This window comes from Pantoea sp. RCC30.1 (assembly GCF_058148845.1).
In genome coordinates this window covers 84,233-100,283 of sequence record NZ_JBXUHX010000003.1, presented here as the reverse complement: position 1 = coordinate 100,283, position 16,051 = coordinate 84,233, and the positions used below count along the sequence as shown (strand labels likewise).

Genomic DNA, 16,051 nt, shown 5'->3' with positions numbered 1-16,051 from the left:
CATTGCTAATGACAGGCTGGTTCACAACGTTCGGCAAATGCAGCGTTTCTGGAAATTTTTTTTAACCTCCTTTTTACGCGCAGGCGGCTATTCTGATTTTTACGCACAGGCGGCTATTCTGAGTCTGACAGTGTTTTATCTTTGGCGAACAGTAATGAAAAACCCAAATCTTCATACCCCTGAGGCCACCAATGGCGATCGTCAGGATGATATTAGTGCTTTGCGTGACGCCTTTTCTTTGCACTCTTTTCGCTATGTCGATATTGCGCGCGAAGAACGTCTGAAAGAGATTGTGTCGCGCTGGCCGCTGTTAGCCGAAACGGTCCCCAGCCAGCCTGAGCAACCTCACTGATGCCGCAGATAGCGCTTCAGGGCGTGCGGGGTGGTGTCGGCACAACGTCTCTTTGTGCCGGACTGGGCTGGGCACTGACGGCTCTCGGCGAGCGGGTGTTGCTGATCGACGGCTCGCCGGTCAGTCAGCTCGGCGTGCATTTCAATCTGCCCGCTCAGCAGGAGAATGGCTGGATGAAAGCACTGTGCGAAGGGGGTGACTGGCAGCACAGTGCGCTGCGCTATCCTCAGGGGCCTGATTTGCTGCCACATGGTGTGCTTTCTCATCAGCATTCTTTGACTGTCACCCGTCAGAATGAGGCGGTCGCCGCACCGCTGCTCCAGGCATTGCCGGACCTGCAGTCGCGCTATCAGTGGATTATTTTTGATCTGCCTGCCGACTCCCTGCCGTGGCATGAAACACTCTATCCGCAGCTGGACGGCATACTGTGCATCACCCAGCCAGACGCCAATTGTCATTTGCGTCTTAGTCAGCGCTGCTTTCCGGCGCGAACCCGCTTTGTTATCAATCAGTTTAATGCCAACAGCCGTCTGCAGCAGGATCTGCATCAGCTCTGGATGGCTTCACTGACTCAGCTGATACCGCTGCTGATTCATCGCGATGAGGCGCTGGCGGAGGCGCTGATGATGAAGCAGCCGGTCGGTGAATACCGGCCACATGCGTTAGCCAGCGAGGAGATCATCACGCTGGCAAACTGGCTGCTGCTCAATCTGAAGGGAGTGAGTTCTTGAACCCGCTGCGCTGGTTGTTGACTGCGCCCGCCTGGCAATCGCTGCACCGGGGCTATACCACTGCGCGAGGCAATGGCGCCTCCCGCTTCGCCAGCGCACTTCATCTTTTCTGGTCTGTTCTGGGCCTGATGCTGCTCCGCTTCGAAAGCCCGGGCTGGCAGAGCGTGATTCAGCAGCGGCGCCGCCTCTATCCGCATATCTCACCGGAGCGTCCGCGTCCGCTGGATATCTTGCGTTATCTGATCCAGACACTGTGGCTGATTGTGATCCGGCTACCCCAGGCGAGCGCCCGCGATGGCGTTAAGGGCCTGAGCGCACTTTCTGGCTGGCGGCAGCACGGCTATCGCTGGCTGGACAACGTTATTGCCCGCTCGCAAACCCAGGGCATTGATACGCGCATCGAACAGCGGTTGAAGCGCCTGTCGCCGCTGATGCGACGCAGCCTTTTTGTGGTGACGGCTCTCTTTGCCTCACTGCTGGCGCTGCTCTGTATCAGTCAGCCCTTTGGTCTGATGACGCAGTTTATTTTTGTCGTACTGCTCTGGGGTCTGGCGATGCTGGTACGGCGCATTCCGGGTCGTTTTCCTACCATGATGCTGATAGTGCTGTCGTTGACCGTGTCGTGCCGCTACCTCTGGTGGCGCTACACCTCGACGCTGAACTGGGACGATCCGCTGAGCCTGATCTTTGGTTTGCTGCTTATTGCAGCAGAGACCTACGCCTGGGTGGTGCTGGTGCTGGGCTATTTCCAGACGCTGTGGCCGCTTAACCGGCAACCCGTCTCCATGCCGGCTGACCGTTCACTGTGGCCATCGGTAGACCTGCTGGTGCCGACCTATAACGAACCTCTCAGCGTTGTCAGACCGACGCTCTATGCTGCGCTGGGTATCGACTGGCCGAAAGATCGCCTGAATATCTATCTGCTTGACGACGGCAACCGGCCTGAATTCCGCGAGTTTGCGACCAGCATTGGCATTAACTATGTGGTGCGTCCATCTAACGAACATGCCAAGGCGGGCAACATCAACCACGCGCTGAAAAAGTACTGCCGCAGCGACTTCGTGTCGATCTTTGACTGCGACCATGTGCCGACACGCTCTTTTTTACAAATGGCCATGGGCTGGTTTATCAAAGATCCCCGGCTGGCGATGCTGCAGACGCCGCATCACTTCTTTTCACCCGATCCGTTTGAGCGCAATCTCGGGCGGTTTCGCCGTACGCCGAATGAGGGTTCGCTCTTTTATGGGCTGGTGCAGGACGGTAACGATACCTGGGACGCCGCCTTCTTCTGCGGCTCCTGCGCCATTCTGCGCCGCACCGCGCTGGAAGAGATTGGCGGTATTGCCGTAGAAACCGTCACTGAAGATGCCCATACGTCGCTGCGTCTGCACCGGCGTGGCTACACCTCGGCATACATCCGCATTCCTCAGGCAGCCGGGCTGGCGACCGAAAGCCTGTCAGCGCATATCGGGCAGCGTATTCGCTGGGCACGCGGGATGGTGCAGATTTTCCGCCTTGATAATCCGTTGTTTGGTAAGGGTTTGAAGTGGGTGCAGCGGCTCTGTTATGCCAACGCCATGCTGCATTTTTTGTCCGGCATTCCGCGGCTGATCTTCCTGCTGGCACCGCTGGCGTTTTTACTCTGCCATGCCTACATCATCTACGCGCCTGCCCTGGCGATCGCCATCTATGTTTTACCTCACATGCTGCACACCAGCCTGACCAACTCGCGTATTCAGGGGCGCTGGCGTCACTCTTTCTGGAGCGAAGTTTACGAGACGGTGCTGGCCTGGTATATCGCCCGCCCTACTACCGTGGCGCTGTTCAATCCTCACAAGGGTAAGTTTAATGTCACGGCGAAAGGCGGACTGGTCGAGGAGCAGCATCTGGACTGGGTGATAACCAAGCCCTATATGTTGCTGGTGTTGCTCAATGTGGCGGGCGTGTTAATGGCGTTCTGGCGCATGCAGCACGGTCCGGCCAACGAGATACTGACCGTCTGCGTAAGCCTGATTTGGGTGCTCTACAACATGATTATTCTTGGCGGTGCGGTGGCGGTTTCAGTTGAAGCCCGGCAGATCCGCGAGGCGCACCGCGTAGAGATCGCCATGCCGGCCGCCATCGCACGGGAAGATGGTCATATGCTGCCCTGTACGCTGCGTGACTACTCGGATGGCGGCGTCGGGCTGGAGCTGCGCGAACCGGACGCCCTGCGTGAGAATGAAAAAGTGTGGCTGCTGCTGCGTCGTGGACAGCAAGAGTTCAGCTTCCCCTGCCAGGTGCAGCGTGTCTTTGGCCACCGGGCTGGCGTCCGTCTCCATGAGCTGACCACCCAGCAGCATATTGAATTTATCCAGTGTACCTTCGCCCGCGCCGATACCTGGGCGCTGTGGCAGGACGGTTTTCCGGAAGATAAACCGGTGCAAAGCCTCGCCGATATCATGATCCTCGGTTTCAAAGGTTACCTGCGCCTGGCGGAATATGGCCCGCCACAGTTACGTCGGCTGTTTAACCTGCTTACCGTTGGGGTGAGCTGGCTGGCTTCGCTGTTGCCGCAAGGCATCCGTGTGCCAGCTTCAAAAAACGCATTGAGTTGATGATATGACGATAACGAGAGTAAACAGGTGGGTCGCTGCGCTGCTGTTGGGTTCCACAACACTGAGCTGCGCCCTGGCGCAGGAAAATATGCCGGTCATTACCCCCGGAGAAACCGCGGTGCAATCTTTGCCGCTACAGCCTGCTGCGCCGCTGCGTAACAGTCAGCTGAGCTTTGTTAAGCTGGCACCGCCGCCGGGTAGCATGACGCTGAGCGGAACGCGTACCAGCGGGCAGATCGAGTTCGGGGTGCGCAGTGATGAGGTAGTGACGCGTGCGCTGCTTAATCTCACCTATCGGCCCTCGCCTGCGCTGCTGCCTGTGCTGTCGCAGCTGAAGGTTTATCTCAACGATGAGCTGGTGAGCCTGATTACCCTGACGCCGGAACAGATTGGCAAACAAAATCAGATGCAGCTGCCGATCGATCCCCGTTTTATCACCGACTTTAACCGCGTGCGCTTTGAGCTGGTTGGTCACTACGCCAACATCTGCGAAAATCCGGCCAACAGCACCATCTGGCTCGATATCGGCAAAGAGAGCGGTCTGGATCTGACGCTGCAAAAACTGCCACTGAAAAACGACCTGTCACACTTCCCGGAGCCGTTTTTTGATACCCGCGACACGCGACCGCTGACCCTGCCGATGGTGTTTGCTGCCCAGCCGGATATCAAACAGCAGCGCGCCGCCGCGATTCTCGCCTCCTGGTTCGGCAGCAAAGCCGCCTGGCGCGGACAGCGCTTCCCGGTGCTCTACAATCAGCTGCCGCAACAGCAGCATGCCGTGGTGTTTGCCACCAACGATGCGCGCCCGGATTTCCTGAAAGATTTGCCGCCGGTCGTAAAGCCGACCGTGGAGATAGTGAGTCAGCCCGACAGTCCCTATGAAAAAATGCTGCTGATCCTGGGACGCAACGACGACGATTTACTGACGGCGGTGCAGGGGATTGCGCAGGGTGAGTTGCTGTTACGTGGGGACACCTCGACCATTGACCGCGTTACGCTGCTGGCACCGCGCCAGCCCTATGATGCGCCAAACTGGGTGCGCACCGATCGCCGCACCACCTTTGCTGAGCTGACGCAGTATGAAAACCAGCTGCAGTCTGACGGCCTGCAGCCCAATCCCATCAGCCTGACGCTGAATCTGCCGCCCGATCTTTTTCTGGTTCGCGCGCGCGGCATCGACATGGATCTGAGCTATCGCTATACCGCGCCTTTCCAGTCGGATGGCTCACGGCTGTCGGTGAACCTGAATAATCAGTTCATCCAGGATTACCCGCTACCGCCTAAAAACACGGCCGGTCAGCAGTTGCTGCATATTCCCCTGATTCAGGGAATGCTGGACAAAAATCATGAACTGCTGATTCCGGCGTTACGCCTGGGTGTGGTGAACCAGCTGCGCTTCGATTTTGACTATGCCAACACCTTTATTGGTGGCAATGCTGACGGGCGTTGTGAAACCGTGACGCCGGTCGGCCATCATGTGGTGGTGGACGACAGTTCCAGCATCGATTTTTCTGGCTATCGCCACTACATCGAAATGCCGTCACTGCGTGCCTGGGCAAATGCGGGCTTCCCGTTCAGCCGTTATGCCGATCTGGCGCAAACCCTGGTGCTGATGCCGCCAAAACCAGACGTCCAGCAGGTCAGCACACTGTTGAATGCGATGGGCAATAGTGGCGCACAGACCGGCTATCCGGCACTGCGCGTTCAGTTGACCGACGACTGGGCCACGGCGAAGAAGGAGGATGTGGATCTGCTGATGATCGGTGTTATCCCTAAAGATCTTCAGGATGACCAGCGGATCCCGGCGCTGGTCGACGCCACCGCCAGCTGGCTGAAAGAACCAGTGCGACGGATCACGCCACAGATGAATCCGCAAAGTAGTCGCGATCAGACGGCAGAAAGCACCACTGCTATCAGCTCCCGCGGCCCGCTGGCAACGGTGATCGGCTTCCAGTCGCCGTTTTACGATCAGCGCAGCGTGGTTGCACTGCTCGCCGATGGCACGCCGCGTGGCTGGCAACTGCTCAACGAGGCAATGAGTGACAGCGATAAGCGTGGCGCAATGTCTGGCTCCACCGCGATTATCCGCGAGTCAGGGGTTAACAGTCTGCGGGTTGGCGAGAGCTACTACGTTGGTCATCTGCCGTGGTGGGAGCGTCTCTGGTCGCTACTCTCGACCCATCCATTCTGGCTGGCACTCTGCGCACTCTTTGTGGTGGTGCTGTTCGCGCTAATGACGTGGCGTCTGATGCGAATTATTACCCGTCGTCGTTTACTGGATGAAGATGAATAACGCTCAGGTACTGCGGGCGGGCATGCTGCTCGGTGCGCTAAGTGTGCTGCCGGGGCTGGCCGCACCGACTGACGGACCGGAAGTCTCGCCAGTCGAGTGGCTGCTGGCACAGGTCCGCACCGGTGAGTCGACCAACAAATACGACCTGGTACAGCAATCGCTTTACCGGCTGGAGAAGATGGACCCGGATAATCCGCAGGTGCTGGCGGCGCGTCTGCGTCTGGCGCTGCATCAGGGCGATATCACCGCAGCGCAGACGTTGCTGGATCAGCTCAACAGGCTGGCGCCCGGCTCGACGGCGACGCGTGAGTCTGCCGCAGGCCTGCGCATGATGTCGCCAGAGGGGCGGCAGCAACTGCAGCAGGCGCGACTGCTTGCCACCTCAGGCCGTCTGGCGGAGGCGAAAAGCGCGTACGATGCGCTGTTTAACGGCGTGTTCCCCGATCCCAACATCGCCCTGGAGTACTGGCGGCTGCTGGCGCGCCTTCCCTGCCAGGAAGATGTCGTCTGGCAGCAGCTGCAGGCGCTGGAACAGCGCTATCCGGGCAACGTCGGCGTCGGATTGCAGATTGCCCGTATGGCATTTGCCCGGCAGCAGTCAGCGCAGGCGATAGCCCAGCTGAAGCGGCTGGCGGAGAGCGGCGGCGGGCGTGATGCCGCGGCTGATCTCTGGCTGAAGCAGATTAACGATCAACCGGTCAGCGACAGCAGCGTAGCGCAGCTGAAAGAGTATCTCACCGTCTTCACTGAGGGCGATGCGCATCAGCAGGGCGTGGAGGCGCTATCGAAGCAGCAGACGACGCTGGCCGATCCCGCTTATCGCGAACGGATGCGGGCGCTGGCGCTGGTCGACGCAGGCAATGTGAATAACGCGATGGTGACCCTGAACCGGGCGCTGAAAGCGAATCCCGATGATGCCGAATTAATGGGGGCGATGGGGCAGACCCAGGCCCGCGCGGGCCATCGTGATGCCGCCATTCTCTGGCTGGAACGCGCCATCAAAGCGGGTCAGCAGAGCACGCTGATCGGCAAATGGCAGTCGCTGCTGCAGAGTAATCGCTACTGGCTGGCGATTGAGCAGGGCGATAAAGCACTGGCGCAGCACGATGTTGAGGGTGCCGAACAGCACTATCGCGCGGCCCAAAAGTTTGACAGCAGCGACAGCTATGCCCTGATTGGCTTGGGTGATGTGGCGATGGCGCGTAAAGATGCGGCGGGCGCTGAACAGTTCTGGCAGCGCGCGCGACGGCTGGATGGCACCAATATCACCGCAGTGCGTCGGCTGGCGGGGCTTTATCAGGCGGTGTCGCCTGCACGCGAGCTGGAATTTATTAATAGCTTACCCGCAGGGCAGCAGCGCGCCCTGGCTGACACGCTGCGCGTGCTTCGCAGCGACAGCCTGCGTGCGGAAGCAGATGCTCTGGCGCTGCAGGCACGCTGGCCGCAGGCGGCAGAGAAATATCGCCAGGCGCTGTTGCTGTCGCCGGATGACGTCTGGCTCAGTTATCGGCTTGCAGGCGCACTGCGTAACAGTGGCGATGTGCAGCAGGCGCAGACGATGATGCGCGCGGTCGCACAGCAGCATCCGCAGGACGCCACCGCACTTTACGCCACCGCACTCTGGTTCTCGGGCAACGATAACGACAACGAGGCACTGGCCACGCTGCATCGCCTGCCCGACGCGCAGTGGAGCAGCGATATGCGCCAGCTGGCTGACCGTCTGAAACAGAATCAGATCTATGCTCAGGCCGAGGCACTGCGCGCCGCCGGACAGGAGCCAGCAGCCGTAACGTTGCTTGAGCAGCAGCCGGTTTCCAGCCGACGCGACCTGACGCTGGCCGACTGGGCACTGGCACGCGGTGACGCGCAGCCGGCGCTGGCGAGCTATCAGCAGGTACTGTCGCGCGAGCCGGAAAACGGCGATGCGGCGCTGGGACGAATCGAAGCGCTGGTTGCCCTGCAGCGCAACAGCGAAGCGCGACAGGCACTTGAGCAACAGCCGCCGGTGCAGGCGAGTGTCAATGCGGACAGGCGTGCTGCGCTGGCGTGGCAGGCGGTGGGTGAAACCACACGGGCTGCCGTGCTGTTTACCGATCTGAAACAGCGCGCCGCCTCGCTGCCGCCTTCGCAGGACAAGGCGCTGGTGTTTCGTGATGCGGCACGGCTGGAACGCGTGCAGCAGCAGCCTGAACGGGCGCTGGTGGATTATCGTCAGGCGATGACGGCCAGCGGTATTGATAGCAGTGGCAATATCAGCCGCGCCACCCGCAACGATCCGCAGGATGACTGGCTGAAGCGCAGCCTGCGCAGCGACACGGCCGATCTCTATCGTCAGCAGCAGACCACGCTGACGGTGCAGCAGGACTATTCACGCAACAGCGGCACCGGCGGCATCTCTGATTTTACGGCGCACACCACCATGCTGCAGGCGGAACATCCGTTTGCCGATGGGCGCGGTTTTTTCCGTCTCGACCAGGTGGATGTCTCCGCAGGGACCTTTACCACCCGAAACGGCAGCTTTGATGAACTTTTTGGCAGCTGCGACGACGCTAATTCCGGCGGCTGCAGTTCTCAGACTCACCAGCGCGACAAGGGCACGGCGCTGGCCGCTGGCTGGCATAACGCGACCTGGTCGGCCGACCTCGGTACTACGCCGCTGGGTTTTGAAGTCACTAACTGGACCGGTGGAGTAAGCTGGAAAACCGATGTGAAGCAGCTCGGCGTGACGCTGACCGCCTCACGCAGGCCGATTGCCAGTTCGCTGCTTTCCTATGCCGGGACGCGCGATCCTGCAGCCAACGGTGGCAAAAGCTGGGGCGGCGTGGTGGCAACGGGCGGCAGCATCGGGCTGAGTTACGATCAGGGCGGTGCGCATGGCGTCTGGGGCGACATCAGTGCGCATCAGATCACCGGCAAGAATGTCGCTGATAACAGCCGCGAGCGCCTGATGGGCGGCTATTACTACAAGCTGATTAACACCGACAATCGCCGTGCGACCATCGGGCTGAACAGCATGCTCTGGCACTATCAGAAGGATCTCAGTGATTACACCTTTGGCCAGGGCGGCTACTACAGTCCGCAGCAATACCTCTCTTTTTCTGTGCCGGTCACCTGGCGGCAGCGGACGGAGAACTGGTCGTTTGATCTGGGCGGCTCTGTCTCCTGGTCGCATTCGAAAACCGATGCGCAGCAGCGTTATCCGGTTAATCCTGGCTTTGTACTTGCCAGCAATCCCTCTTCCGCCAGCAGCTCAGGCGGTGGAACGGGCTACACGTTGCAGGCAGTGATTGAGCGACGGCTGACGTCGGGCTGGTTTATCGGGGCGGGTGTCGATATTCAGCAGGCGAAGGATTATACCCCGAGCCACGGTCTGCTCTATGTGCGCTATGCTGCCGGAGGCTGGGAAGGGGATTTGGATATGCCGCCACAGCCACTAAGCCCTTACGCGGATTTTAAATAATCCTGACCGGGGAAAAGCCGGACTTTTCAGACGGTAAAAAAGTCAGTTTATGGGATATACTGGCGGGCATTGTACTGTCTGCTATCTGGGCTTTTTTCATCGTCAGGAGAGAATTTTTTGCGCGTAAGCCGATCACTTACGATAAAGCAGATGGCGACAGTTTCGCTGGTTGCGGTTATCACCATCAGTATCTTTATCGTCATCCAACTGTTTCATTTTGTGCAGCAGCGCAGGATTGACTACGCCCAGCAGATGGAAAACATCGCGCACACCGTCCGTCAGCCGTTGTCGGAAGCGGTGTTGCGCGCCGATATTCCTCAGGCCGAACGTATTCTTCACTCACTGAAACCAGCCGGGATTTTATCGCGCGCCGATGTGGTGCTGCCGAATGCGTTCCAGGCACTGCATGCCGACTTCGAGGTGGAAAAACCGGTGCCGCGTCTGGTCGCCCGCCTGTTTGAGCTGCCGGTGCAGATTACTCTGCCGCTCTATTCGGTCGAAAATACCGGGATGCCGAAGCCGCTGGCTTATCTGGTGTTGCAGGCTAACTCGACACGCGTCTACCAGTTTATCCTTAGCACGCTCTCGACCATGATAATCACCTATCTGCTGCTGGCGCTGATCCTCTCCGTGGCGATCAGCTGGTGCATCAACCGGCTGGTGGTGCATCCGCTGCGCAATCTCTCGCGCGAGCTGCAGGAGCTGCCGCCGCAGTCGATTCTGACGCATAAACTGTCGCTGCCGCAGAGCCACCGCGATGACGAAATCGGCATGCTGGTGCGCAGCTACAACCGCAATCAGCAGGTGCTGGAGTCGATACATGACGAGATGAGCCGATTGACCACCCATTTTCCCGTCACCGATCTGCCCAACCGTACTCTGTTTCTGGCACTGGTCGAACAGTTCATGTGTCACCCTGAACAGCCGCTGGGTCTGATGGTAATCCGCGTTGAAACCCTGCAGGAAGCCAACGGCGTACTGAGCGATGAGCAGCGCGATACGCTGATGCTGACGCTGGTGGAGAAGATCCGGCATACCCTGGATGACCATACGCTGCTGGCGCAGACCGGGACCAGCGACTTTGTCCTGTTAATGAAGCGCGCCAGTAATCCATTCCGCGCGCTGCGTCTGGCGCGCAATTTGATGATTCGCCTGAATCAGCCGGTTAATCTGCATCAGCTGCAGCTGCGTCCTAACCTCAGCATCGGTCTGGCGCTGCGCGACGATCAGCCTCTGAACGCGAATGAGCTGCTTGACCGCGCGACCTCAGCGATGATGTCGGCCCGTCATCAGGGCAAAAATCAGATCCTGTTCTTTGACGCCGCGCTGACCGAGCGCGCCCAGAAGCGTCTTACGCAGGAGCATGACATTCTGCAGGGGCTGCATGATGAGCAGTTCGCGCTCTATCTGCAGCCGCAGGTCGATATGCGCACTGGCGTGTTAACCGGCGCGGAAGCACTACTGCGGATGCGGCAGCCAGATGGCAGTTATGGGCTGACCGAAGAGTTTATTGCCAGTGCCGAAGAGATAGGCGTGATCAGCGCGATTGGCCGCTGGGTGTTTGAAGAGGCGTGCCGCATTCTGGCAGGCTGGCAGCGACAGGGCATTATGCTGCCGCTGAGTGTGAATATTTCTGCTGTGCAACTGCGGGATACCGGCGTGGTCTCCCATCTGCAATCCCTCCTGACGCGCCACCGCATCGCACCTGACACGCTGGTGCTGGAAGTGACAGAGACGGCTCAGCTTGACGATGCGGAACAGGCGATGTCGATGCTGCGACTATTACAGCAAACCGGCGTCGCCGTGGCGCTGGATGACTTTGGCATGGGCTATTCCAACCTCAACTATCTGCATCAGCTGAAAGCGTTGCCGGTGAACAAGCTGAAGATGGATCGCAGTTTCGTGGCGGCGCTGCCGCATGACGACACGATGGTCCGCATCGTGGCGGCCATCGCCGAGATTATCCATCTGGAAGTGATTGCCGAAGGCGTGGAAACCGCAGAGCAGCGCGACTGGCTGCTGGCGCGCGGTATTTCTATCGGGCAGGGTTACCTCTATGCTGAAGCTCTGCCTCTGACCCGATTTAATCAGGCGTGGATTGAAAACTCCTCACTACCGCAATAATTACCTGATTCATTGATTTTGCGAGATTTTTAGTTACAAAACCCCTTGCTGAAGCGTTTCAGTTCAGAATTACGATCCCAGGGTTTCCTGGGCGTTTGTCACCCTGTATTAATCACGTAAACAGAGTGTTATTTTCGGGTTACTGTCAGGCGCTACCTGTGTTGCCTGACAGTCACAATAACGAATCCGACAACATCACCTCACGGCGTTAGTGGACACCTGTTTATGAAAACCTCACTTTTTAAAAGCCTTTATTTCCAGGTGCTGATGGCGATTGGCATCGGCGTTTTGTTAGGCCATTTTTACCCGGAGTTAGGGACCCAGATGAAGCCTCTGGGAGATGCCTTTGTTAAGCTAATCAAGATGATTATCGCCCCGGTAATTTTCTGTACCGTGGTGACCGGCATCGCTGGCATGGAAAGCATGAAAGCGGTAGGACGGACCGGCGCGGTTGCGCTGCTCTATTTTGAAATTGTCAGCACCATCGCGCTGCTTATCGGCCTGATCGTGGTGAACGTGGTGCAGCCAGGTGCCGGGATGAATGTTGATCCTGCCACGCTGGATGCCAAAGCCGTGGCGATGTACGCCCAGCAGGCAGAACAACAGGGTGTCGTCGCTTTCCTGCTGGATATTATCCCCAACAGCGTAATTGGCGCCTTTGCCAGCGGCAACATTCTGCAGGTACTGCTGTTTGCCATTCTGTTTGGTTTTGCCCTGCATCGTCTGGGTAACACCGGCACGCTGATTTTCAACGTGATTGAAAATTTCTCAAAAGTGATTTTCGGCATCATCAACATGATCATGCGTCTGGCGCCGATAGGGGCATTTGGCGCAATGGCCTTCACCATCGGTAAGTATGGCGTGGGTTCACTGGTGCAACTCGGCCAGCTGATTATCTGCTTCTACATCACCTGTATTCTGTTTGTGGTGATTGTGCTGGGGCTGATTGCGCGTCTGTTCGCCGGATTCAGCATCTTTAAGTTCATTGCCTATATCAAAGAAGAGCTGCTGATTGTGCTGGGGACTTCCTCTTCCGAGTCTGCGCTGCCGCGCATGCTGGATAAGATGGAGAAGCTGGGCTGTAAGAAATCGGTGGTCGGGCTGGTGATTCCCACCGGTTACTCCTTTAACCTGGATGGCACGTCGATTTACCTGACCATGGCAGCAGTATTTATCGCTCAGGCGACCAATGCGCACATGGATATCTTCCATCAGATTACGCTGCTGGTGGTGCTGCTGCTCTCTTCCAAGGGTGCGGCGGGGGTAACCGGAAGCGGATTTATCGTGCTGGCGGCGACGCTCTCTGCGGTGGGACATCTGCCGGTGGCGGGTCTGGCGCTGATTCTCGGTATTGACCGCTTTATGTCCGAAGCCCGTGCGCTGACCAACCTGATCGGTAACGGTGTGGCGACCGTGGTGGTGGCGAAATGGGTCGACCAGCTGGATCATAAACAGCTGACCGATACGCTGGCAGGCCGTAATAAGGAGAATAAAGCGTCTGAATCTTCAATTTAATCATTGAATTTCACTTAAATCCTCACAAATGCCCGCTGTCGCTTGCCCTGACAGCGGGCATTTGCATAATAAACCCCACTTGTTTTTTTTGACGTTTTTCACTTCGTTACGCGACATCCTGCGCTTCCTGTGGTCAAACACTTTGTTGTTGGATAACAGCGCGATTCGGCGCCAGCCGATTCGTTAATAACAGCGGCAATACGCGCCAGTGATAACGATATTTGAATTATTTGAGTAGGGGTTCACATGCAGGGCACCAGAATTCGGCTTTTGGTTGGTGGATTAGTGCTGGCAGGCAGCTTTGGTCTCCAGGCAGAAACGCTGCAACCGGATCCGGCCTGGCAGGAAGGCAAGCTGGATAATGGATTTAACTGGCAGTTACTGGCCACACCGCAACGCCCCAGCGATCGCATTGAACTGCGGCTGGTGGTGAATACCGGTTCGCTGGTGGAGAGTGCGCAACAGACCGGCTTCAGCCATCTGCTGCCGCGCCTGGCGATGGTGCATAACACCGCGCTCGATAACAATCAGCAGCGCGCGCTATGGCAACAGGCGATGGATCCTCAGCACCCGCTGCCGCCCGTCATCACCTCTTATGATTCCACCCAATATAATCTGAGTCTGCCGAATAACCGCCCTGAGCTGCTGAAAGAAGCGCTGAACTGGCTGGCGGCCACGGCGGGCAATATGGCTATTACTGAACAGGTGGTTAACACCGCGCTGGCCGCCTCCGATCCGGTAGCGACCTGGCCAAAAGATTCCCAGGATGTCTGGTGGCGCTACCGCCTTAAAGGCTCGGCGCTGCTGGCGCATGATCCCGCAGCGCAACCGCGCGCGCCGGTCGATTTAACCCAGCTCAACGATTTTTATCATCAGTGGTACACCCCGGATGCGATGACGCTCTACGTGGTAGGGAATGTCGACAGCCGCAACCTCTCTGAGCAGATCAACAAAACCTTCTCGACGTTAACCGGCAAACGTGAAACGCCTGCGCCACTGCCGACTCTGTCGCCGCTGCCGCACGAGCCAGTGAATCTGGTCAGCAGCAACATGACGCAGGATCGTCTCTCGCTGGTGTGGGATACGCCGTGGCAGCCAATTCGTGATTCCCAGAATCTGCAGCGTTACTGGCAGGGCGACCTGGCGCGTGAAGCACTGTTCTGGCATGTCCAGCGTGCGCTCAGCGACAGTAAGGCGCAGGGCATCCAGGTCGGATTTGATTGCCGCGTGCTCTATCAGCGTGCGCAGTGCTCGATCAACATGGATGGGCGCAACGAAAATCTGGCGCAGAATATGAATCTGGTGGCGCGTGAGCTGGCGAACGTACGTGATAAAGGCATTCCGCAGGAGGAGTTTGATGCGCTGATGGCGCAGAAGCTGCTAGAGCTGAATAAGCTCTTTACCACCTATGCCCGCACCGATACCGATGTGCTGATGAGCCAGCGCCTGCGATCTCAGCAGAACGCTGTGGTCGATATTGCGCCTGAGCAGTATCAGAAGCTGCGTCAGACTTTCCTGGCCGGCCTGACCCGTGAACAGCTGAACCAGGAACTGCGCCAGCAACTGACGCAGGAACTGATGATGGTTCTCATTCAGCCGGAAGGCGAAGCGGAAACCAACGTGAAAAGCCTGCAAAACAGCTGGGACAAAGTGATGTCACCGGCAGCGGCACCGGCGACCAGCAACGAAGCCAGTCCGCCGGATAGTAACGTCAAAGACGTTCCGCCAGCTGCGTAATATCAGGTTTTTGCCCTGAGCCACTCGGTCACTAACATCGGCCAGCTGGCGAGGGGCAGATCTGCCACACCACGGATACCAAATCCGTGCCCGCCTTTCTGATAGAAATGTACCTCTGCCGGAACCTTATGCTCTCGCAGCGCGCCAAAAAACGCCATGCTGTGATTCACTGAGACATCATCATCGTCGGCGGCGTGGATCAACAGTGTCGGTGGCACCAGCGGATGAACACGGGTTTCCATTGAATAGGCTTCAATGGTTTTCTGATCCGGCCACGCCCCCAGCAGGCGGGTTCTGGCACCTTCATGGGCGATGCCATCACGCATACTGATCAGCGGATAGACCAATACCATCGCATCCGGACGCGGCGAGAAGTTCTCTGCGCCATCCTGCACCGGATAGAGTTTCTCTGCGAAACGCGTTCCCAGACTGGCTGCCACGTGGCCACCCGCAGAAAAGCCCATCATAACAATGTATTTACCGTTCAGGCCACGCTGTGCCCGTTCACGCAGGACGCGAACCGCACGCTGCGCATCGGCCAGCGGCGCGTCGGGGCCTTCGTGATGCCCGTCATAGGGCAGGCGATAGGTCATGACCGCCAGGGTGTAACCCATCGACGTAAAGAAGGTCGCCAGAGCGCTGCCTTCACGGTCAATCATCACGCGCTGATAGCCACCGCCCGGGGCGACCAGCAGGGTAATCCCATTTGATTCGACCGGATGCCAGATCGCCATCTCCGGGCAACGCACGCCGGTCGCTGCCCGATCGTAAGGTTCATACTCTTTTGCCATATCGACGATCTGCGGCTCTGCGCGCGAATCGCTGGCGCCTGGCGCATCACCGTGTGGCCAGATATTAATAATTTCTGTGTGCATAAATAGATCCTGATGCGGGGAATATTTTAATTGTTTTGTTCGCGGCCGGAGAGAACAGCGTCCTGCTGTCTTTTGATTAAAAGATGGTCTTTTTTCAGGCAGTCGTCCATCCGAAAAGGGCGAATCTGACCAGATTCGGACTATGCCTGGTGGTGGATCTGTTTGTATAACTGATTAATTTTAATGACTAAATTATAAGAGAGGTTGAAGGGGATTGCCGCACGGAGTGCGTTATTAACCACTAATTCACAGCTTAAGGTAAATGGCTGGCACGGCCCGCTTTACTAGCCGCAATTTACCGGATATCACGCTGTCTGCTGTTAAGTCGACATAATTATTTTAGCGCCAGGGCTACACCTGCTTCGCT

Annotated in this window: 9 protein-coding genes; 8 read left to right on the top strand and 1 reads right to left on the bottom strand. The window is 57.9% G+C overall.

Going from position 1 to position 16,051, the window contains the following annotated elements; genetic code table 11:
* Positions 1-154 precede the first annotated feature (154 nt).
* The 8 genes from bcsR to AC2LB6_RS04510 all read left to right on the top strand — a co-directional run bounded on the left by bcsR (position 155) and on the right by AC2LB6_RS04510 (position 14,809).
* Positions 155-352, top strand: a complete 198-nt coding sequence (bcsR, locus tag AC2LB6_RS04545; protein ID WP_490092617.1) for a cellulose biosynthesis protein BcsR — start codon at positions 155-157, stop codon at positions 350-352.
* On the top strand, positions 352-1,083 hold the full coding sequence (gene bcsQ, locus AC2LB6_RS04540) for a cellulose biosynthesis protein BcsQ (protein ID WP_490092616.1): 732 nt from the start codon (positions 352-354) through the stop codon (positions 1,081-1,083). The genes bcsR and bcsQ overlap by 1 nt, the downstream gene beginning before the upstream one ends.
* Positions 1,080-3,680 carry a UDP-forming cellulose synthase catalytic subunit gene (gene bcsA / locus AC2LB6_RS04535; RefSeq protein WP_490092615.1) on the top strand — a complete coding sequence of 867 codons (2,601 nt, stop codon included), beginning with the start codon at positions 1,080-1,082 and terminating at the stop codon, positions 3,678-3,680. The genes bcsQ and bcsA overlap by 4 nt, the downstream gene beginning before the upstream one ends.
* A gap of 4 nt (positions 3,681-3,684) precedes the next feature.
* On the top strand, positions 3,685-5,973 hold the full coding sequence (gene bcsB, locus AC2LB6_RS04530) for a cellulose biosynthesis cyclic di-GMP-binding regulatory protein BcsB (RefSeq protein ID WP_490092614.1): 2,289 nt from the start codon (positions 3,685-3,687) through the stop codon (positions 5,971-5,973).
* Complete coding sequence (gene bcsC / locus AC2LB6_RS04525) at positions 5,966-9,433, top strand: cellulose synthase complex outer membrane protein BcsC (RefSeq protein ID WP_490092613.1); 3,468 nt, start codon at positions 5,966-5,968, stop codon at positions 9,431-9,433. The genes bcsB and bcsC overlap by 8 nt, the downstream gene beginning before the upstream one ends.
* A gap of 117 nt (positions 9,434-9,550) precedes the next feature.
* Positions 9,551-11,557 (top strand): biofilm formation regulator HmsP, encoded by a 2,007-nt coding sequence (gene hmsP / locus AC2LB6_RS04520; RefSeq protein ID WP_490092612.1) that lies wholly within the window; start codon positions 9,551-9,553, stop codon positions 11,555-11,557.
* A 225-nt stretch (positions 11,558-11,782) separates the two neighbouring features.
* Complete coding sequence (locus tag AC2LB6_RS04515) at positions 11,783-13,072, top strand: dicarboxylate/amino acid:cation symporter (protein WP_090966440.1); 1,290 nt, start codon at positions 11,783-11,785, stop codon at positions 13,070-13,072.
* 246 nt (positions 13,073-13,318) lie between these two features.
* Positions 13,319-14,809: a M16 family metallopeptidase gene (locus AC2LB6_RS04510; protein WP_490092611.1), complete on the top strand. Its 1,491-nt coding sequence runs from the start codon at positions 13,319-13,321 to the stop codon at positions 14,807-14,809.
* A 2-nt stretch (positions 14,810-14,811) separates the two neighbouring features.
* Here the strand turns inward: AC2LB6_RS04510 and AC2LB6_RS04505 are convergent, their stop codons facing one another.
* A complete protein-coding gene (locus AC2LB6_RS04505; RefSeq protein WP_003851978.1) occupies positions 14,812-15,684 on the bottom strand; it encodes an alpha/beta hydrolase in 873 nt (290 codons plus the stop codon).
* Between the last annotated feature and the right edge of the window lie 367 nt (positions 15,685-16,051).

Excerpts from the sequence above, each read along its gene's own strand:
- bcsQ (WP_490092616.1), top strand. The coding sequence starts at position 352 with ATGCCGCAGATAGCGCTTCAGGGCGTGCGGGGTGGTGTCGGCACAACG.
- AC2LB6_RS04505 (WP_003851978.1), bottom strand. The coding sequence starts at position 15,684 with ATGCACACAGAAATTATTAATATCTGGCCACACGGTGATGCGCCAGGC.
- AC2LB6_RS04515 (WP_090966440.1), top strand. The coding sequence starts at position 11,783 with ATGAAAACCTCACTTTTTAAAAGCCTTTATTTCCAGGTGCTGATGGCG.
- AC2LB6_RS04510 (WP_490092611.1), top strand. The coding sequence starts at position 13,319 with ATGCAGGGCACCAGAATTCGGCTTTTGGTTGGTGGATTAGTGCTGGCA.
- bcsR (WP_490092617.1), top strand. The coding sequence starts at position 155 with ATGAAAAACCCAAATCTTCATACCCCTGAGGCCACCAATGGCGATCGT.
- bcsB (WP_490092614.1), top strand. The coding sequence starts at position 3,685 with ATGACGATAACGAGAGTAAACAGGTGGGTCGCTGCGCTGCTGTTGGGT.
- bcsC (WP_490092613.1), top strand. The coding sequence starts at position 5,966 with ATGAATAACGCTCAGGTACTGCGGGCGGGCATGCTGCTCGGTGCGCTA.